This is a genomic window from Ancylomarina sp. 16SWW S1-10-2, from assembly GCF_009669305.1.
Taxonomy (GTDB): Bacteria; Bacteroidota; Bacteroidia; order Bacteroidales; family Marinifilaceae; genus Ancylomarina.
Genome location: NZ_SADB01000010.1, coordinates 180,047 through 200,086 on the forward strand (window position 1 = coordinate 180,047; position 20,040 = coordinate 200,086).

The window sequence follows — 20,040 nt, forward strand, 5'->3', positions numbered from 1 at the left end:
TATATGGTTTTAAATGTTGCTTATTGTGCTAAAATAATCATGGCGATAAATGCTAATATTATCCCCAGATAATTAAGCTTACTAATTTTCTCTTTATAAAGGAAAAGACCAAATATAAGCGATAAGGCGACAATACCAATATTAACCATGCTAAATACGATAGAACTATTAAAACCAGAACTATTAAGTGACGCAATTAAATAATAGAGAGAACCAAAATTAAAGATTCCCAACAAAGAACCACCAATTACTGTTTTGGGCTTAATCAATTCTATTAAAGATTTATTTTTGATGTATAAGCTTATCATTCCAGCAACTGCGGCAATTGTAAATAGAACTAGAGAAAATAGGAGTGAGCCGCCTTCGGTTAGAAAAGTCTCTTGCGAATATTTAACCAACGTGTCTACTAATCCGGCTCCTAAAAACAGGGAAATGGGTAGCCATACGTGTTTCACTTTTGTTGATTGATTGGAAGGCTTGTATACGGCTAAGATGATAGATACGATGGCCATTGTAAAGCCTATCAACATGATTGAGTTTACTGATTCTTTAAAATAGAGAATCGAAAACATGATGGGAATAATGAACGACATTTTACTTGCTAGGCTTGTGATTGTTATGCCAGCTTTTTGAGCCGATTTTCCAATAATGAAGAATACAATAATAAAAAGAATACCAATTAAGAGTGAGAAGCCAAGCCATTCTTGTTCAAATAAATGCTGTAATGAAATTGAATCATCTGAGAGAATGTATCCCAGAAATCCGGCTGTAATGTAGTTGATGACAATTGCAGGAAGAATTTCAATTTTGAATTTTTCAAAACTTTTAAAACAGATTAAGATTCCTGTTGATGAAAGTATGGCAAGAATTACAAGAAGCATGTTTTTTTGTTTAAAAGTGTTTCTACTAAAAAAAAAGAGCTGCTCTTTTAGAACAGCTCCTTTGTATATCTTAAAATTGTAAGACCTGTTGGCATTTACATTTTCAATTTTTTATTTATTTCATCTATTTGTGTCTTAAAAGCTCTATCTGTATCAATTAAATTGTTGACTGTTTTACAAGCATGAAGTACAGTAGCGTGATCTTTCTTTCCAATTTGAGAACCAATAGATGATAAAGAAGCTTTAGTCATCGATTTAGAAAAATACATTGCAATTTGACGAGCTTGTACAATTTCACGTTTTCTCGTTTTGGCTTGAAGTAAATCAACGGCCATATTAAAATGAGCACAAACAATTTTTTGAATATAATCAATAGAAATTTCTCGTTTGGTGTTTTTTACCAATTTGTCAATTATCTCAATTGCTAATTCTAAGTTTAATTCCTTTTTGTTTAGAGTCGACTGAGCTAAAAGAGAAATAAGAGCACCTTCTAATTCACGAACATTATTCACAACATGAGTTGCAATATGTTCAATAACATCGTTCTCTAGAATAATACCGTCTTTATAAGCTTTTTGTTGTAAAATACGAACTCTTGTTTCATAATCAGGATTTTGCAAATCAGCAGATAAACCCCATTTAAATCGAGAAAGTAATCGGTTCTCCATACCTTTCAACTCAATTGGCGCCTTATCAGAAGTCAAAATTAATTGTTTTCCCGATTGGTGTAAATGATTGAAAATATGGAAGAATGTATTTTGTGTTTTTTCCTTACCAGCTAATTCCTGAATATCGTCAATAATTAGAATATCTATCATTTGATAAAAATGAAGGAAATCGTTTTTATTGTTATTACGAATAGCTTCAGTAAACTGAGTTTGAAATTTTTGTGAACTAACGTATAGAACTGTTTTTTCAGGATGAAGTTCTTTAGCTTTTAATCCAATTGATTGAGCTAAGTGAGTTTTACCTAATCCAGAATCACCATATAATACAAGAGGGTTAAATGCTGTGCCTCCTGGGTTTTCGGAAACGGCCCAACCTGCAGAACGAGCTAGACGATTACAATCACCTTCAATAAAGTTGGTAAAAGTATAGCTAGAATTTAACTGAGAATCAATTTGTAATTTTTTAATTCCAGGTATTATAAATGGATTCTTAATGCTAGGTTCCTCTTGTGAAAAAGGATTTTTAACTGGACGATTTTTTGTATTTGCAGGATTGTTACCAGGAACAACTACAGATAGAGGTTTCACATTAGCCATGTGATTATTCTCCATTACAACATTATATTCCAATTTAGCATTCGAACCAAGTTCTTTTCTCAGCGTTTTTCTAAGGAGGTCAATATACTTCTCTTCCAAGTATTCGTAAAAAAAATGGCTAGGAACCTGCAATGTAAGAATCTCATTTTCCAATTTTAATGGCACAATAGGTTGAAACCATGTGCTATAGCTAATTGGTGAAACGTTGTCCTTAATTACGGTTAAGCAATTTTCCCAGATTTGGAAGTGATTATTCTCCATTTTTTGTTCTGAATTTTTAAGTATTTTATTGGTCAGTTTTTTATTGGGTCTTGCAAATTTGAGTAAAAAAAAGCTGTAAAAAAAATGATTTTAAACTTGACTTTTAAAAAAGAAGATTTAACCCTTGAGATATCAGCACTTAGAGAATGAAAAATAAATCAATAAAAGTTAATTAACTGTATGTTAGGTTGTTATGATAATAATTTCACTAAGTGGTTGGTTGATAAGGCTTTTAATAAATCCTAATATAATTCATTTTAAAAAGTAAGTATTTGGATTGTGTTTAACAAAAAGTATTACTTCTGTATCTTATTGTTTTGTATAAATAAACAGTCGTTTGTATCAGATTTTAAGATGAATAACATACTTAGTGTAGGGGTGAATTAATGGGCGTAAATATTTTTTTTATGCCATAATTTATACGTTTATATGGCTATTTAAAAACTATTCGAAAACGAACATTTGTAAAATTCACATTATTATTGTAAATTGATATCAAAATGATATCAAAAACAAATAATTATGAAACAAGAAAGAATTTTCACCCCTGTATCGGGCTATTTTATTGTGTTTTTAGTTTTTCTTTTAATTTTAGCAGGAATCTTAGGTCTTGCAGTAATTCATCATCCAATATTTATTGTTGCTCTTTTGGTTGGTGTTTTTATGTCTCCAGGCTTTATGATAATAAATCCTAATGAGTCAGTTGTTTTAGTTTTGTTTGGAGATTATAAGGGAACTGCCAAGCAGAATGGTTTTTATTGGGTTAATCCGTTTTTTTCCAAGAGAAGAATATCGTTGAGAGCAAGAAATCTCGATAGTGATCCTATCAAAGTGAATGATAAGATAGGAAATCCAATAATGATTGGTGTTGTTTTAGTATGGCGAGTTAGAGATACGTTTAAGGCGACTTTTGATGTCGATGATTATTCAAACTTCGTAGCCATTCAATCTGAAGCGGCTATTAGAGGTATGGCAGGTTTTTATCCTTACGATCATTTTGAAGATGAACAAGCTGAGATTACTTTACGTTCTGGCGGTAATGTAGTTAGTGAAATGCTTGAGAGAGAACTTTCGGAAAGGCTCGAGATTGCTGGAATTGAAGTTATGGAAGCGAGAATTAATTATTTGGCCTATGCCTCAGAAATTGCAGGAGCTATGTTGCGCCGTCAGCAAGCCACAGCTGTTGTTGCAGCTAGATTTAAAATTGTAGAAGGTGCCGTAAGTATGGTAGAAATGGCTCTTGAACAGTTAAAAGAAAAAGAAGTAATTGAACTTGACGAAGACAAAAAAGCGACTATGGTAAGTAGTTTGATGGTTGTTCTTTGTTCTGATAAGGATGCGACACCCGTTTTAAATACGGGAAGTTTGTATCAATAGTATTAGAAATATGACTAAAAAAAAATCCTTTGTTTTACGATTAAATCCAGAAATCTATAAGAAGCTAGAGAAATGGGCCTCTGATGAATTTCGAAGCGCAAATGGGCAAATAGAATGGATTATCGATAAAGCCCTTAAAGATTCTGGGCGTATGAGGAAAAATATGCCAGAACCAGATAAAATTGATGAGTCAGAAGATTTATAAGCCAAAGAGGTTGTTGCTAGTCAATAACCTCTTTTTTTTCACGAAAGGTTTTTTGATAAGAGATTCATTTGCTTATTCAATGATACTGATCGTTTTGCCTTTTTTTTATAAATATTACATAGCTTTGCAAGCAATTAGGTTTCCTATTAAGGAATTAAAAAGGGAATCCGGTTCAAAACCGGAGCTGTCCCCGCAGCTGTATATCCTGTTCGATTAAACCGGATTGTATGTTCAAATTATAAAGCCACTATTTAGAAGCTCAAAATACGAGTTTAATGGGAAGGCGTTTGAATGGATAAGCCAGAAGACCTGCCTTAAATAATTGTATTCGTAACTTCGGGAGTTGAGTAACGAGATAATGCCGTTGTGGTTATATCTTCTTTTCTTCTTCCCATTCTAATTTTGTGTAATGGGCAATCGTCAATTATTGATACTAGGTGTTGTGCTTAGTTTATTCCTAGTTCTATCTTGTGGAAAATCCACGAATAAGAAAAATGTATCTAAATCTGAAACATCAGATGTTTTAGTTGATTCGTCTTTTTATTTTAAATCAAATATTAAATATGCAAAAGGGTTTAAAATTGAAATGCACGAAGGATATAAAGAACTCTCTGTTCTCGATCCATGGAATAAAGGAAAAGTATTCCAAAAATATTATCTAATTCCCCGAGGCACAAAGGGTCAATTTAATTTGCCTTTAGATGCTCAAATCATTGAAGTGCCAATTAAAACTATTGCTGCATTATCAAGTACACAAATTGGGATTTTAGATTTTTTGGGCGTTATAGATCGTGTGGTTGCTGTTTCTTTACCTGATAAAGTTTTTAACAAACATCTTTTAAAGAAAGTTGAGAATGGCGAAGTTATTGGGGTTGGTCATAATACAAGTTTAGATTTTGAGCGAATTGTTGATTTGTCTCCAGAACTGGTTATGGTAGCTGGGTTTATGAAAATATCTAATGAGGAAACAAAACTTATAAATGCTGGATTGCCCGTTGCGTTTAATATAGAATGGATGGAGAGTAATCCTCTTGCACGTGCTGAGTGGTCTAAGTTTATTGCTGCTTTTTTTAATAAGGAACAAAAAGCTGATAAGTTGTTTACGGATCTTGAAAATCGATATTCAAAAGTTAAATCAGAAATAGCTCATGTTAAAGATAAACCAGATGTGATTTCAGGCTATCACTATAAGGGGATTTGGTATATGCCTGGTGGACAGAGTTATTTGGCTCAGTTGCTTCGCGATGCTAAAGGTGAGTATTGTTGGTTTTCTGATTCAACAAAAGGGAGTATCCCTCTAAGTTTCGAAGTTGTTCTTGAAAAGCAGTCAGGTTCTAAAATATGGTTTGGGCCAGCACGTTGCCAAAGTTTAAAAGAAATGAAAGACTTGGATGAGCGATATACTTTATTTCAGGCTTATAAAGATGGACAAGTATATTCTGTTACTAAGCGTACTGATAATAAAGGAGCGAATGATTATTATGAGTCAGGAGTTATATGTCCCGATTTATTACTAAAGGATTTAGCAAAGGTTTTGCATCCAGAATTATTTCCTGATTATGAATTGTATTTTTATCAGAAGTTGAAGTAAGATAAGTGTGATTTTGAAAAGTAAAATGTAATGTAGCAATGCAGAATAAAACAAAAATAATACTGTTTGTTAGTCTATTTGTTTTAATAGCTTTCTTTTTAGTTGTTGACTTGATTCTTGGAAGTGTAAGTATTCCTGGTGAAAAAATCATGGCAATTCTGATGGGAGAGGATGTAAAAGCGTCATGGAATTATATTATCCTTAATTTTAGATTGCCCAAAGCTCTTACGGCTATTTTGGTCGGTGCGGGTTTATCTGTATCAGGATTAATGATGCAAACATTGTTTCGAAATCCTTTAGCAGGACCTTATGTGTTAGGAATTAGTTCTGGTGCTAGTTTAGGCGTTGCTTTAATGGTTATGGCTTCTGTTTTGCTTCCAGGCGTTTTTGGGGTTGTATACAGTTTTTTAGGCAGTTGGGCTCTTGTTGTTTCTGCTATTGCAGGTGCTTCAATCATATTTATAATTATTGGAATGGCTTCTATTCGTATTTCCGATAGTGTTTCCTTATTAATCATCGGAATTATGTTTGGAAGTATAACGGGTGCAGTGGTGAATATTTTACAATATTTTAGTGATCCAGAACAGTTGCAAAGCTTTATTGTTTGGACTTTTGGAAGTCTGAGTGGTGTAACTTGGAATGAAATGCGATTAATGGCGCCTATAGTTATTTTAGGTTTGCTATTGTCTATTGCTTTAATAAAACCAATGGATGCCTTGCTGTTGGGCGAAAATTATGCTCGAGGAGTTGGTATTTCTGTTAATAGAACTCGAATTTGGGTTATTATAAGTACGGCACTTGTTGCTGGAACATTGACCGCATTTGCTGGACCAATTGCTTTTATTGGAGTTGCTGTGCCACATATGGCTCGTGCTATTTTTGGAACAGCTAGTCATAAGGTTTTGTTGCCAGCAGTTGTTTTTATTGGTGCTGCATTAATGTTGGTTTGTGATATTTTGTCTCAAGTTCCAGGTAGCCAAACAACTTTGCCTATTAATTCAGTGACTGCCATTTTTGGAGGTCCAGTTGTAATTTGGGTTATAGTGAGAAGTAGAAGTGTTAAGGCTTCATTTTCATAAGCAGCACAGAATTTAGTCTATTACAAAGAAATGAATATTGGTTGTGGATAATAAATATTTTAAAGAGATACTGGAAACAAAAGACTTGTCGATTGGTTACAAGGAAAAGAGAGGGGATGACTTATGCTTGCTGTCCGGTCTTAACTTAACTATTCGAAGAGGCGAGTTGGTTTGTTTACTAGGACCTAATGGTTCAGGCAAATCTACTTTAATGCGTACTATTGCGGGGTTACAGTCTCCTTTGAAAGGTAGAACTTTAGTTGAGGGTATACCTATTAAAGAACGTAATTTTAGTGAAATAGCCCGTTTATTGAGTATCGTATTAACTGAACGCTTGCAGGTTGGGAATTTATCTGTTTACCATATTGTCTCTCTTGGTAGGCATCCATATACATCTTGGATGGGACGCTTATCAGATAAGGATGAGTCTATGATTAGGTGGGCTCTCGAGCAGGTTGGCTTATGGCAGTATGCTAATAAGTTTATTAATCAATTGAGTGATGGAGAGAGGCAGCGTGTGATGATAGCTAAAGCTTTGGCGCAGGATACACCTCTTATCATGTTAGATGAACCTACAGCTCATTTAGATTTACCTAATCGGGTTGAGATAATGCACTTACTAAGAAGTCTTGCCAAAGAAACGGATAAGGCAATTTTATTATCAACTCATGAACTTGATCTTGCTCTTCAGGCTGCTGATATTATTTGGCTTATGTCTAAAAATAATGATTTAAAAATTGGAGCACCTGAAGATCTCGTTCTTTCAGGCAGTATTGAAAATACATTCAAGAATAAATCATTCAATTTCGATAGAAAATCAGGTAACTTTATCATGAACTATCAAAAAAAGCAAAAAATCCAGTTGATAGGCAATGATGTCATGGGATTCTGGACTCGTAGAGCTCTTTCTCGTGAAGGTTATCAGGTTACAAGTGAAGAAACAGACAATTGCTCAATTTATTTAATTGAAGATAGAATGGAGTGGCAGATCCATAAAGATGGAAAAGTGACTAGTTGTGCTAGTATACAGGAATTATTATTACGCCTAAACAAATATCTGTAATTTATACGTTTTTTTTGCCTTCAATAAGTTGAGTATTTTTATTAAGTTTAATTCAAATAGGTAAAGCTTTTTAAGCTTATTGTTAGTAATTGCCTAATCTTATATTGTTGACTATCAACACTTAGGAGTGTGTTTGGCTTTGTGGTGTAATTCTGTTTTAGGTTTTAAAAGTTTAACTAGAGTGTGAAATAATGACTTGTATATACTCTATAGTGTACTATATATAGGGAGAGTCGGTATATATTATGTTGATCCTTTAAAGTCAAAAAAAAACAGATTTATTGTGCTTTGAAATTTGCAAAGCTTAATAAAACCGTTATATTTGTGTGTGATTCAGATAAAAACACATTTTTATTAACCCAAAAAAATTATAAATTATGAACAAGGCTCAATTAATTGAAGCAATGGCTAACAAAGCCGGTTTAACTAAAGCTGATGCAAAAAAAGCTCTTGATGCTTTTATCGAAAGTACTTCAGAAGCTCTTAAAGGTGAAGATAGAGTAGCTCTTATCGGATTTGGTTCATTTTCTGTTTCAACTCGTGAAGCTAGAACTGGTAGAAACCCTCAAACAGGTAAACCAATTGATATTCCAGCTAAAAAAGTTATTAAATTTAAAGCAGGTTCTGATCTTGTTGAAACAATTCAATAATTGAAGAGTTAAAAATTTTGAAGGGGGTTATCTTTAACTCCCTTTTTTTATATCATTTAGGCAAGTAATAAGTCTAAATTTCAAATAGCGATAGTTTATCTTATCGCTATTTTTAATTTTAGTAAGTATGAATTCTAAGCAAAAAGAAGATTTAATTCATTTTCTTGAAACAGTAATGGTAGAAGATCGAATTAAGTTAATTGATAAAAATGTAAATGAAAGAACTAGGTATATAACAGTAGTGCTTGAAAATATATTTCAGCCACAAAATGCTAGTGCTGTTATGCGTTCTTGTGATTGTTTTGGTATACAAGATTTACATGTAATCGAAAATTCTAATAATTACGAACTCAATCCCGAGGTCGTTATGGGATCATCTAAGTGGGTTGATTTGAAAAGATATAATTCAAAAGAGGAAAATACGCTTGATACTATTAAGAGTTTAAAAAACAAGGGTTATAGGATTATTGCAACAACGCCACATACGAATGATATTTTATTACCAGATTTTGATTTGACAAAAGGAAAATCGGCTTTCTTTTTTGGAACCGAACTGACTGGTTTATCTGATGTTGTAATGGATAATGCTGATGAGTTTGTCAAAATACCGATGTATGGATTTACTGAAAGTTTTAATATCTCGGTATCTGCATCACTTGTTCTAAATCATTTGTCCTCGTCTCTTCGTCGTTCTAATATTAATTGGAAATTATCAGATGAGGAGAAGTTGGATTTAAAATTAGAATGGTATAAGAAATCGGTGAAGAGCGGCGTAAAAATGATTAATCGTTTTAAAAAAACTCAAGGAATACAATAAAATTAATTATTTAGTATAGTTTCTCATATAATTTCGTTAAGTTTATATAGTAAGATTTAATTTTTTTTCGTCATTCACGAAAAGATTATTAAATTTGGTCACAGAAATTTAAGTGTTCGTAAACTATTAAGTTTCTATTTTAAAATGGATATAATAAATTTAACCATATGAATTGTGTTGTAATTGATGACGATAAACTTTCAAGAAAAGTAGTTGAAAGTTATATTGATAGAACAGATTATCTTACACTTATTGCTTCTTATGCAAGTGCTATTGAGGCTATTAATGAGATTAAGAATAATGATCCTATTGATTTGATTTTTCTTGATGTTGAAATGCCTGAGATGACAGGAATTGAGTTCTTGAATAGTTTAAATACAACACCTCAAATAATTATTATCTCATCTAAGGAGCAGTATGCTCTGGAGGCTTTTGAATATGATGTATCAGATTATTTGTTGAAACCCATCTCTTATAGCCGCTTTTTTAAAGCAGTTAATAAGGTGAATAATCGTTTTGGAAAGAGTGGAGCTACGGAAATAACTCCTGAAAAGGATGAGATTTTTATTAAAAGTAATTCGACTTTAGTAAAACTTCATTACGATGATATTCTTTGGGTTGAAGCTCTCGAAAATTATGTTGTTGTTAATACATTTACAGATAAGTATACAATACATTTTACGATGAAAGCTATTGAAGATAAAATGCCTTCTCATTTATTCTCGAGAATTCATCGTTCGTATGTTGTGAATTTGAAAAAAATTGAAATGATTGAAGATAATGCAGTTGTAGTAACAACTGATGGAGGTACTAAGTCTATTCCTATTGGAAAATCGTATAGAGAAAGGTTGATGGGAGACATCAACTTGATGACACGATAATTTTAAAAAATATATATTTTAAAGGGTTTGCAATCGCAAGCCCTTTTTTATGACTAAATAATTCTGAAAAGAGTTTTAATTCAAGCTAGATTATTGATGTCTTGTAAGTGCTGATTCAAAAGCAGTTTAGATGTGTATATTACTGTGCATAAGCATATTGCTGGTTGTGTGTGGGATGAAATTAAAAAGATCTAATGGGCTGTTAAAATCAAATTATTGATTTAAATTTAACTTATTAAGTATTCTTGATTATTTTATACTTATCATTTCTTTTTAGTCATAATTTTTAAGATTTTTGTAACCTATTCAAATTTGGTTTGTACATCTTCAATTGGCAATTATCCACTTTTGCAATACATTCCGTATCACACCTGTATTGGTGAATACCAATAGGGAAATTTAGTCGGTTTGTAAACTTCTTTTTTCAGAGTTTAGATGCTGTAAAAATATAAGAAATGATTTTGAAACGAGTTTTTATTGTATTTATATTTTTGTTTGTTGTTTTAGGCTTAAATGCTCAATCTAAATTAGAAAATTCTGAAAAGGAGCTTGAACTTAGATTTGATGCATTAAGAAATGCTTCAAGTGATTCTTTGATGTTAAATATTTCCCAAAACATTATGGCGGATTTAAAACAGGCTCTCAATAATAATGGAAGTTTTACTTATCCGTTTGATAATCTTATAAATTTGGGAAAAGTAACTTCACCTGATAATCTGTTGAAGATTTTTTCTTGGAATTGCATGCTTAAGAATGGAAATTATCGATACTTTGCTCTTCTGTTGAAAAAAGTAGGACGAAAAGTCGAATTATTTGAATTGCATCAAAACTTGAATATTAAAGAAAGTCTGACAAGTAAGCTTTCTGCAAGTCAATGGTTGGGTGCTTTATATTATCAAATAGTGCCTTTTACTCAAAATGGAAATACGCTATACTTATTGCTTGGATGGGATGGAAATAATGAAAGTACAAGTAAGAAACTTATAGAAATTTTAGGCTTTTCAAAAATCGGAAATCCTGAATTAGGTATTCCTGTAATTAATTGGAGAGGAAAGCGTTTGTCCCGAGTAATTTTTGAATACTCAAAGCAAGTACAAATGAAATTGAAATTTCTTGAAAGAGCCAATTGTGTCGTTTTTGATCATCTTTCGCCATCTGATCCGCGATATATTAATCAATTTGAATATTATGGACCAGATTTTTCTTATGATGCACTTAAACTTGAAAAAGGGATATGGAATTTAGTTGAAGAATTTGATTTAAAGAATTTTGATTAGCTTACAATTTTTCAATATCACATAAAAATTACAATACAGATTTATCGGTTGTGTTAACTTCTATTTCTGTTATAATATAATTAAAAAAAATGACTGAACAATTTATATATCAAACAGAGCAATTTTCTGATATTAAAATATTAAGATATCAGGTTCCTGGTTTCGAAGACCTATCTCTTCAACAAAAGGAATTAATTTATTATTTGTCGGAAGCAGCTCATTGTGGACGAGATATTTTATTCGATCAAAATAATAAATATAATCTTAGAATTAGAAGAACCTTAGAAGCAATTTTATTGTCGTATGATGGCGATAGAGCGTGTGACGATTTTAAGAATTTTGAAGTGTATCTTAAGCGAATTTGGTTTTCTAATGGTATCCATCACCATTATTCAATGGATAAGATTATGCCAGAATTCTCTGAAGAATATTTTGGTGAATTAATTGCAAACTCTAACTATGAGTTGATGCCATTAAATGCTTCGGAAGATGAAGTTAGTTTAATAGCAGACTTAAGTGGTGTTATATTTGATAGTGAAGAACAATCCAAGCGAGTTGTACTTGATCCAAAAATGGACTTAATTGTAAATTCGGCAAATAATTATTACGAGGGTGTAAGTCAAAAAGAGGTTGAAGATTTTTATCAGAAGCTTGATAAAGGGGATGTTGATCGTCCAATTTCCACAGGATTGAACTCTAAACTTGTAAAAGAGAATGGTGTTCTTGTGGAAAAAACTTGGAAGATTGGCGGAATGTATAGTGAAGCTATCGAAGAGATTGTTTATTGGTTAGAAAAAGCACTTTCTGTTACAGATAGTGAATTGCAGCATCAAGCTTTGACTAAATTAATTGATTTCTATACAACTGGAGATTTAAAAACATTCGATGATTATTCTATTCTTTGGGTAAAAGATTTGGATGCTCATGTCGATGTTATGAGTGGTTTTATAGAAGTTTATGGTGACGCTCTTGCTATTAAAGCTAGTTGGGAGTCAGTTGTGAATTTTGAAGATGTTGAAGGTACAAAACGAACTAAAATTATTTCTGATAACGCACAGTGGTTCGAAGATAATTCGCCTGTTGATTCACGCTTCAAGAAGGAGGTTGTAAAAGGTGTGAGTGCAAAAGTTGTTACAGTTGCCATGTTAGGTGGCGATTGTCATCCAGCAACGCCAATTGGAATCAATTTACCGAATGCTGAGTGGATTAGAAAGGAGCATGGTAGTAAATCGGTTACGATTGATAATATAACTGATGCATATCATCAAGCATCCTTAAAAGGAGGTTTGTTAGAAGAGTTTTCCTATAGCAAAGAAGAAATTGCGCGATCAGAAGCCTTTGGTCATCTTGGTGGAAATCTACATACCGATTTGCATGAATGTCTTGGACATGGATCTGGACAATTGTTGCCAGGTGTGGGCATGGATGCTTTAAAAAATTATCATTCAACTCTAGAAGAAGCTCGTGCTGATCTTTTTGCTTTGTATTACATTATGGACGAAAAGCTTATTGAAATTGGCTTGATTCCAAGTTTGGAGGTTGGTAAAGCAGAATATGATGGCTATATACGTAATGGTCTTTTAACCCAACTAACTAGAATCGAATTGGGAAAAGAGATTGAGGAATCGCACATGAGGAATCGTCAACTTATTGCTAAATGGGTTTTCGAGAAAGGTGCAGATGATAAAGTAATAGAACGTATCGAAAAAGATGGGAAAGATTATTTTGTAATACGTGATTACAATAAGTTAAGAACACTTTTCGGCGAATTATTGGAAGAGGTTCAGCGTATTAAGTCGGAAGGTGATTTTGAAGCTGGAAAACTTTTGGTTGAAAACTATGCTGTTAAAGTAGACGAGAGAATTCACAAGCAAGTGAAAGAGCGTTTCGAGAAATTACATTTAGCAGCTTATGCTGGATTTATTAATCCTGAGTACAAACCTGTTTATCATGAAGGAATAATTGTAGATGTTGAAATTATTTATCCTATGGATTTTAGTCAGCAGATGCTTCAATATTCTAGTAAATATTCATTTTTACCTCATATTAATTAATAAAGAACCTATGATTGGAACTCTTGTCAACGTAGGAGCTGTGATAATTGGAAGTGCTATTGGTTTAGTTTTTCGTTCACGTATTCCCAAACGTCTTTTCGATATTGTTTTTCAAGCCATTGGATTGTTTACAATTTGTTTAGGCTTAGTTATGGCTTTTAAAGCCAATAATATGTTGATTATGGTTTTTAGTTTAGTGACTGGATCTTTACTCGGCGAATGGATTAATATTGAAAAGGGAGCTGAGAAACTAAGCGATAAAATCAAACATAAACTAGGTAAGAAAGATGATGCTTCGTTTTCTACGGGAATGATAACAGCTTTTCTCTTATTTTGCATGGGTAGTATGTCTATTCTAGGTTGTTTTGAGGAAGGAATGGGGAAGGGTGCAAATCTTTTATTTACAAAGTCGATAATGGATGGTTTTTCAGCAATTGCACTTACGGCTGCCTTTGGTATTGGGGTTATGTTCTCATCAATTCCCTTATTAATTTACCAAGTCGCATTAACATTACTGGCAATGTTTTTTGGGAACATTATTCCAGAGGCTATAATTACTGAGCTGACAGGTATAGGTGGAATCTTAATTCTTGGTTTGGGATTTACAATTTTGGATATCAAAAAGATTAGTGTGTTAAATATGTTACCCGCTTTACTTATAGAAGTTCTTTTGTGTTACTTCTTTTTGTAATAAAGAAGCTTTATTTTTATTGATTGCGTAATATCATCCTTTATGAAGAAAAATATCAAACAAAATATAATCACTCTTTTTGAACAATCCTTAGGTGATCAAGTTGTGCATACAGATTTGATTCCACCTTCAGGTTCTTACCGAGAATACATTCGTATTATTGGTAAGAAACAAACTGTGATGGGTGTTTATAATTCTGATAAAAAAGAAAATACAGCTTTCATTACTTATAGTCGCCATTTTAAATCAAAAGGTTTACCTGTTCCAAATATTTTAGCCGTAGATGAGTCTAAAGACATTTATTTGCAAGATGATTTCGGTGATACAATGCTTTTTGATTATATCCATAATGAAAGAGATGGAAATCATTTTCCTGAATCATTGATTTTGATTCTTAAAAAAACGATTAAAGAACTCGTTAAATTTCAAATTGAAGGTACTGATGGATTGGATTATTCAGTAGCTTATCCGCGTGCAGCTTTTGATAAGCAGTCTATGATGTGGGATTTGAACTATTTTAAATATTATTTCCTTAAACTCGCAAAAATTCCATTCGATGAGCAATTGCTTGAAGATGATTATTTGAAGTTTACAGATTTCTTATTACAAGCTCCAAGTGATTATTTCCTTTACAGAGATTTCCAATCTAGGAATGTTATGTTGAAGGATGGAGAACCTAAGTTTATCGACTATCAAGGTGGTAGAAAAGGTGCCTTAGCTTACGATTTGGCTTCACTGTTATATGATGCTAAAGCAGATTTTCCAGAAGCCTTAAGAGAGGAACTTTTAGCCTACTATTTAGGTGAACTGGGTTATTATAGTGAAATAAATATTGAAGAGTTTAAATTGCATTATTATGGCTTTGTTTTAATTCGTATGATGCAGGCTATGGGTGCTTTTGGATTTAGAGGCTTTTATGAGAAAAAAGAACATTTTTTGGAATCAATTCCATACGCGTTACGCGATTTAAAAGAAGTTTTACCTCAATTAGACTTTTTAGATCAGTTACCTGAACTATTTTTGGCACTAGAGAAAGTTTCTGAATCGAAGTTTCTTAAAACTGTAGGTGTTAAAAAAGACAAGTTGAATGTCTCTATTCAGAGCTTTTCTTATCAAAAAGAAATTAAGCCTGATGGTTTTGTTTTTGATTGTCGCATGATTGACGATCCTGCTGAAGATACAAGTTTCGATGTAAACTGTACGAAACAAGCATATTTGGCTACTTTTTTTACTGAAAAAACAGGTATGCCTGCTTTCTTAAAATCTGTATGTGGCCTTTTAGATATGGCAATTGGTAAAGCTAAAAAACAAGATATGATGCAATTGAATATTTATTTTGGTTGTGTTGGAGGTCAACATCGCTCTGTTTATGCTGCTAATTATATTGCCAAGTATCTTAATGATAATAGTGATGTAGATGTCAACTTGAAACATTTGGAAATTGATAGTGTTGAAGTTTAAATAAGATGGGAAAGAAGCGTTGTAAATTATCAAAAACGGAATATGCAGATAAAGGCTGTAAAAGTGGAGCAAAGTTTATTTGTAAAAAATGCGCGCGTGTTGCTAAGAATGTAAAACGACTTTGCGACGCTAAAGAAATAAAAAAATAATATGATTAATGCAATGATTTTTGCAGCTGGACTTGGTACAAGGTTGCAGCATTATACTAAAAATTGTCCTAAAGCGCTTGTAAGCTTAAATGGTAAACCCTTATTAGAACATTGTATTCTCAAGCTTAAAGATTTTGGCGTTGATCGAATTGTAATTAATGTTCATCATTTTGCTGATCAAATTGAAGCGTTTTTAGAATCGAAGAATAATTTTGGTATGGACATTTGTATATCTGATGAAAGAAAACTTTTGTTAGATACTGGTGGAGCAATTAAGCATGCGAAGTCTTTATTTATCCCCAATGCACCTATATTAATCTATAATGTTGATATCCTAAGTTCATTGAATCTTAACGATCTTGTCTCATATCATAAGAAAAAAGAAGCGCTAGCGACTCTTAATCTAAGAGATAAAAATACAAATAGATATTTATGCTTTAATAAGGATGGTTTATTGTGTGCTTGGAAGAATGATGCTACTAAAGAAGAAAAGATTGTAAATGAAAGCCATGTAAACTCGAATCCTTATAGTTTCTCTGGAATTCATATTATCGATTATAAACTTTTAGATTTAATTGAAGAAGAAGGTGTTTTTTCTATAATTGATTTATATCTGCGTTTAGCTAAGAATCATAAAATTGCAGGTTATTACGATACATCTGATTTGTGGATGGATCTTGGTAAACCAGAAGAGTTAGAGAAGGCTGAATTGCTAATAAAAAAATTAGACACTAATTGAATGTTCCATACTTTGAAAGCATAAAAAAATCCATTCTGGTAAGAATGGATTTTTTATTTACATCAGTTTATTTAATCGTTTTTCTAGAGAATTTAACATGCGTTTAAATAGTCCAAAATACAAGATAATGTAGAGTGAAATTGTCATTGTCCATATAACAATAATATTCACCCAATAGGTATCGTATTCTCTATCGAATATCTTTTTTCGAGGTGCATAGAAGTGTGCTTTTAAAAAGGAACTTTCTCCATCTTTAAATATGGGATCAATTTTTTGGAAAAGGCGATTTTGATATTCTACAATACGCTCTATATCATCGTTATTAGTTACAAATTCAGTAAGTCTATTATTGTCATAAGATTTCTTCATTTTGACAAAACTGTCTTTGTCTGGAAATTGACTTTGTAATTCGAGTATTTTTTCGTCTTTTTCTTTGTTAGCTGCATTGTACAGCATAATATAATGATTATTAAGATCGTCTATATAAAGTTTTAACTCATCCAATAGATCTATATTTGTTGGATTACGTTTTAAAAGTTCTAGCTTTTGAAAGCTCAGCGGAAGCGAGGTGCTTTTTAATTCGTTATAAATCAATTCTAAATTCAATTTATAAATTTCATCTACTTTTCCCTGATTCAGTTTCTTTTTACAATCTTCTAGTTTGTTCTTTAAAATAGGAAGCCAATAGTTTTTCTTGTAATCAGCCTGGCTCATTACTTTATCATACAAATAGAAATTGCTTTCATATTTGTTTGTGGTAAATTGATAAACAGCTAAAGCTTCGTATGCCCATCTAGCCGTAATAATTTCACCATACCAAGGCACTCTATTGGGATGCGAAATATTAGGGTTTATTTTATCAAACTTTACAATTATACCACTCAGAATAAGCTGAGGGATTAAAATAAAAGGAATTAAAATGTAAATGTTAATTACAGTTTTAAAGCTATCGGAGATAACCAAGCCAAGCATATTTGCAAAACACCACGAACTAAAAAGAACAATCCAATAGGTGAAATACATATCCTTTATCTCAAGAATGTAGTTCCCTATTAACACAAATACAAAAGCCTGAAATGCTGAAACTGTAAATAGAATAACAACTTTGGAAAGCAAGTAGCTGTTTTTACTTAGATTCAGAAACCGTTCACGTTTTAAAATTATTCTATCTTTTATTATTTCTTCGGCGCTTAGCGTTAGACCTATAAAAAGAGCTATAATAACAGACATGAAAAGATAAACAGGAATATTGCTATTACTGCTAAAAGTATATCCTAATTTGTTGCCTTTATCTATATTATAGAATTTAATAATATATGACAAAATGAAGGCTAAAAGAGGTGTCTCAAATAAGTTTATAAGCAGATATTGTGGGTTTGCAAGCTTTGATAGAATATCACGATTGACAAACACTTTAAATTGCTTAAATTGATTCGGAATCTTAAAACTAATAGGAGGTAGTTCTTTGGCTTTTTTGATATTTCTGTGAGGTATATCAGAAGCGTTTCTTAACCTTTCATCCCACTGTTGAGGGCTAACTTTCCTAACCTGAGTTGGAAGTCCATATTCATCAAGCACCTCAGATTCCACCATATTGAAAATCTGATCGGCATCAATATTACCACACACTTCGCATTCACCACTACTTCGGTTGGCTTGATGAGTTTGAGATTTAAAATAAGTAATTGCATCTATTGGATTTCCATTGAAAATCATATATCCACCCAGGTCAAGAAATAAGAGGCGATCAAACATCTTAAACGTTTCACTTGAAGGTTGATGAACAACTACAAATATTAATTTGCCTTTACGAGCCAAGTTTTTTAAGAGATCCATAATTTTAGAAGAATCTCGAGAAGATAAACCTGACGTTGGTTCATCTAGAAATAAAACAGCTGGTTCTCTAATTAGCTCTAGAGCTATATTGAGTCGTTTACGTTGACCGCCACTAATTTTTTTATCTAGAGGACTTCCTACTTGTAGGTTTTTAGCTTCAAATAAACCAAGGTCATTTAGAACTTTGTAAACAAGTCTAATGATTTGAAATGGTGATTTTTTGTCAAAACAAAGTTTAGCATTAAAATATAGATTCTCGAATACTGTTAGGGAACCTATTAGAAGGTCATCTTGAGATACATGGCCTATAATACCTTCGATTAAGTCCTTTTGCTTATAAATATCAAGTCCATTGATTAAAACTTGACCTTTTTGTGGTGCTAATGAACCGTTCAGAATATTTAGTAAGGTCGTTTTACCAGCTCCACTCGAGCCCATAATCCCAACCATCTTTCCAGATTCTTCTTTGAAAGAGTTATTGTGAACGCCTTGATCATTTCCCTTGTATCTAAATTCAATATTTTTTGTCTCGAAAACAACACGGTCAATGTTAGTATCACGATTAAATGTACTTTGAATATCACTAAAATAAATAGGGGCAATTTTAGGATTACGAATCGATGAACCTTGAGTTAAAATATGTACATGATCTTGTTTAAGCGCAAGACCATTCATAAATAGTTCAGTTAAACCTTGAAATCGTATGACAAAAAGATCAATTCTGGCAAGTCTAAGAATTTTAATTTCTCCACTTATTCCTTCAGAATAGATATGTTCTCCTTTGGTTTTAGATTTTTTGTTGTTAATAGTTAAGAGACGTTTTGATTCTATTATGTCGTCAAAATCAGACAGCATAAAATCTTGTAATCTGGTATAACCTTCTGTTGGTAAGTTAAATGTGTCAGCAACTGTTGCAACGAATTCTTTTTCTTCTTCAGTAATTTCGTTACTCTCCCTTAAAAATTCAAGAAGTTGAATAACGATGATGACTTTTTGTCGTTCAACAAGTTCTTTGTTCATTTCGCTACATATACGAAGAACACGAACCGAACGGGAAGAAGTTACTTGGTTTCTCTTAGATCGTTTATTGTTTCGTTCAACAGTATCTTGGTAATATTTATCGTAAAGGTTCAAGTATTCTTGTGCAGAATCTTGATCAAGTAGTCGATACAAATATTTCACAACCATTCTACGACGCTTTTCTCCTGTACCTTCAGGATGCGCAATGATTGCGAATAATTGCATTAAGGCTTTTAGAATTCTTTCGCTCATGAATTAAGACAGATTGGGTAGATGTAGGTGGAGTTATTACTGTTTGAATCCAATCAGTAATAAAATTGAACCCGGTTTTTTTGTTTTAGAAATATACTGAACCTTAATCGTGCAATTTAGTGTGCTTTTAAATTCAAAATCCCAATATGGAGTTGATCTGTACTTTTTGTTCGTGAATAAAATATGATTTTCAGGATCGTAGATAGTGAGAATAAGTTCACTGTCTTCCTGATTGCAGGCTTCAGCAACTCTATAATGGTTTCCCGAATAAAATGTTGTGTGAAATTCAGCTGATTCTCCTGAGTTCAAGTCTGCTTTGTACTCTTGACCATCAGATACGTAAGTGGACTCTAGGTATTTATTACATTCGTCCATCAAAGCATTATCTTGAGCTAAAGATGTAAAAACTGTTGAAACAAGTATGATTATAAACAAATATATCGTTTTCATCTTTTCGGTATTTGTGTTAGGCAGAGTATATTGTGATTGCT

The 20,040-nt window shown here is 32.3% G+C and carries 18 protein-coding genes and 1 riboswitch; of the genes, 14 read left to right on the forward strand and 4 right to left on the reverse strand.

Annotated elements, in window-relative coordinates:
- Positions 1–20 precede the first annotated feature (20 nt).
- Entirely contained in the window at positions 21–881 is an 861-nt protein-coding gene (locus EMN46_RS10360) for a hypothetical protein (protein WP_154200733.1), read from the reverse strand.
- Between the two features lie 95 nt (positions 882–976).
- Entirely contained in the window at positions 977–2,407 is a 1,431-nt protein-coding gene (gene dnaA / locus EMN46_RS10365; protein ID WP_154200734.1) for a chromosomal replication initiator protein DnaA, read from the reverse strand.
- 522 nt (positions 2,408–2,929) lie between these two features.
- Between dnaA and EMN46_RS10370 the strand changes: the two genes are divergently transcribed.
- The 14 genes from EMN46_RS10370 (at position 2,930) to EMN46_RS10430 (ending at position 16,441) form a co-directional block, all read left to right on the forward strand.
- The gene (locus tag EMN46_RS10370) at positions 2,930–3,784 is read left to right on the forward strand and encodes an SPFH domain-containing protein (RefSeq protein ID WP_154200735.1); all 855 of its coding nucleotides are present in this window, start codon (positions 2,930–2,932) and stop codon (positions 3,782–3,784) included.
- Positions 3,785–3,794: 10 nt separating this feature from the next.
- The gene (locus tag EMN46_RS10375; RefSeq protein WP_154200736.1) at positions 3,795–3,989 is read left to right on the forward strand and encodes an Arc family DNA-binding protein; all 195 of its coding nucleotides are present in this window, start codon (positions 3,795–3,797) and stop codon (positions 3,987–3,989) included.
- Positions 3,990–4,108: 119 nt separating this feature from the next.
- Positions 4,109–4,321: riboswitch (cobalamin riboswitch) on the forward strand.
- Positions 4,322–4,398: 77 nt separating this feature from the next.
- Positions 4,399–5,580 carry an ABC transporter substrate-binding protein gene (locus EMN46_RS10380; RefSeq protein ID WP_154200737.1) on the forward strand — a complete coding sequence of 394 codons (1,182 nt, stop codon included), beginning with the start codon at positions 4,399–4,401 and terminating at the stop codon, positions 5,578–5,580.
- A 38-nt stretch (positions 5,581–5,618) separates the two neighbouring features.
- The gene (locus EMN46_RS10385; protein ID WP_154200738.1) at positions 5,619–6,659 is read left to right on the forward strand and encodes an iron ABC transporter permease; all 1,041 of its coding nucleotides are present in this window, start codon (positions 5,619–5,621) and stop codon (positions 6,657–6,659) included.
- A 43-nt stretch (positions 6,660–6,702) separates the two neighbouring features.
- A complete protein-coding gene (locus EMN46_RS10390; RefSeq protein ID WP_368667521.1) occupies positions 6,703–7,722 on the forward strand; it encodes an ABC transporter ATP-binding protein in 1,020 nt (339 codons plus the stop codon).
- A 377-nt stretch (positions 7,723–8,099) separates the two neighbouring features.
- Positions 8,100–8,372: an HU family DNA-binding protein gene (locus EMN46_RS10395; protein ID WP_154200740.1), complete on the forward strand. Its 273-nt coding sequence runs from the start codon at positions 8,100–8,102 to the stop codon at positions 8,370–8,372.
- A 127-nt stretch (positions 8,373–8,499) separates the two neighbouring features.
- A complete protein-coding gene (locus tag EMN46_RS10400; RefSeq protein WP_154200741.1) occupies positions 8,500–9,189 on the forward strand; it encodes an RNA methyltransferase in 690 nt (229 codons plus the stop codon).
- A 167-nt stretch (positions 9,190–9,356) separates the two neighbouring features.
- On the forward strand, positions 9,357–10,070 hold the full coding sequence (locus EMN46_RS10405; protein WP_154200742.1) for a LytTR family DNA-binding domain-containing protein: 714 nt from the start codon (positions 9,357–9,359) through the stop codon (positions 10,068–10,070).
- A 455-nt stretch (positions 10,071–10,525) separates the two neighbouring features.
- The gene (locus EMN46_RS10410; protein WP_154200743.1) at positions 10,526–11,347 is read left to right on the forward strand and encodes a hypothetical protein; all 822 of its coding nucleotides are present in this window, start codon (positions 10,526–10,528) and stop codon (positions 11,345–11,347) included.
- Between the two features lie 89 nt (positions 11,348–11,436).
- Positions 11,437–13,401, forward strand: coding sequence for a dihydrofolate reductase (locus EMN46_RS10415; protein WP_154200744.1), 1,965 nt, complete (start codon positions 11,437–11,439; stop codon positions 13,399–13,401).
- A gap of 10 nt (positions 13,402–13,411) precedes the next feature.
- Entirely contained in the window at positions 13,412–14,092 is a 681-nt protein-coding gene (locus tag EMN46_RS10420; RefSeq protein WP_154200745.1) for a DUF554 domain-containing protein, read from the forward strand.
- A gap of 42 nt (positions 14,093–14,134) precedes the next feature.
- Positions 14,135–15,553, forward strand: coding sequence for an RNase adapter RapZ (locus EMN46_RS10425; RefSeq protein ID WP_154200746.1), 1,419 nt, complete (start codon positions 14,135–14,137; stop codon positions 15,551–15,553).
- Positions 15,554–15,558: 5 nt separating this feature from the next.
- Positions 15,559–15,702 carry a hypothetical protein gene (locus tag EMN46_RS19640; protein ID WP_195715239.1) on the forward strand — a complete coding sequence of 48 codons (144 nt, stop codon included), beginning with the start codon at positions 15,559–15,561 and terminating at the stop codon, positions 15,700–15,702.
- A 1-nt stretch (position 15,703) separates the two neighbouring features.
- A complete protein-coding gene (locus EMN46_RS10430) occupies positions 15,704–16,441 on the forward strand; it encodes a nucleotidyltransferase family protein (protein WP_154200747.1) in 738 nt (245 codons plus the stop codon).
- Between the two features lie 57 nt (positions 16,442–16,498).
- Here the strand turns inward: EMN46_RS10430 and EMN46_RS10435 are convergent, their stop codons facing one another.
- Positions 16,499–19,549, reverse strand: a complete 3,051-nt coding sequence (locus EMN46_RS10435) for an ATP-binding cassette domain-containing protein (RefSeq protein WP_154200748.1) — start codon at positions 19,547–19,549, stop codon at positions 16,499–16,501.
- Between the two features lie 36 nt (positions 19,550–19,585).
- Positions 19,586–19,999 (reverse strand): hypothetical protein, encoded by a 414-nt coding sequence (locus tag EMN46_RS10440; RefSeq protein ID WP_154200749.1) that lies wholly within the window; start codon positions 19,997–19,999, stop codon positions 19,586–19,588.
- Positions 20,000–20,040: the final 41 nt, after the last annotated feature.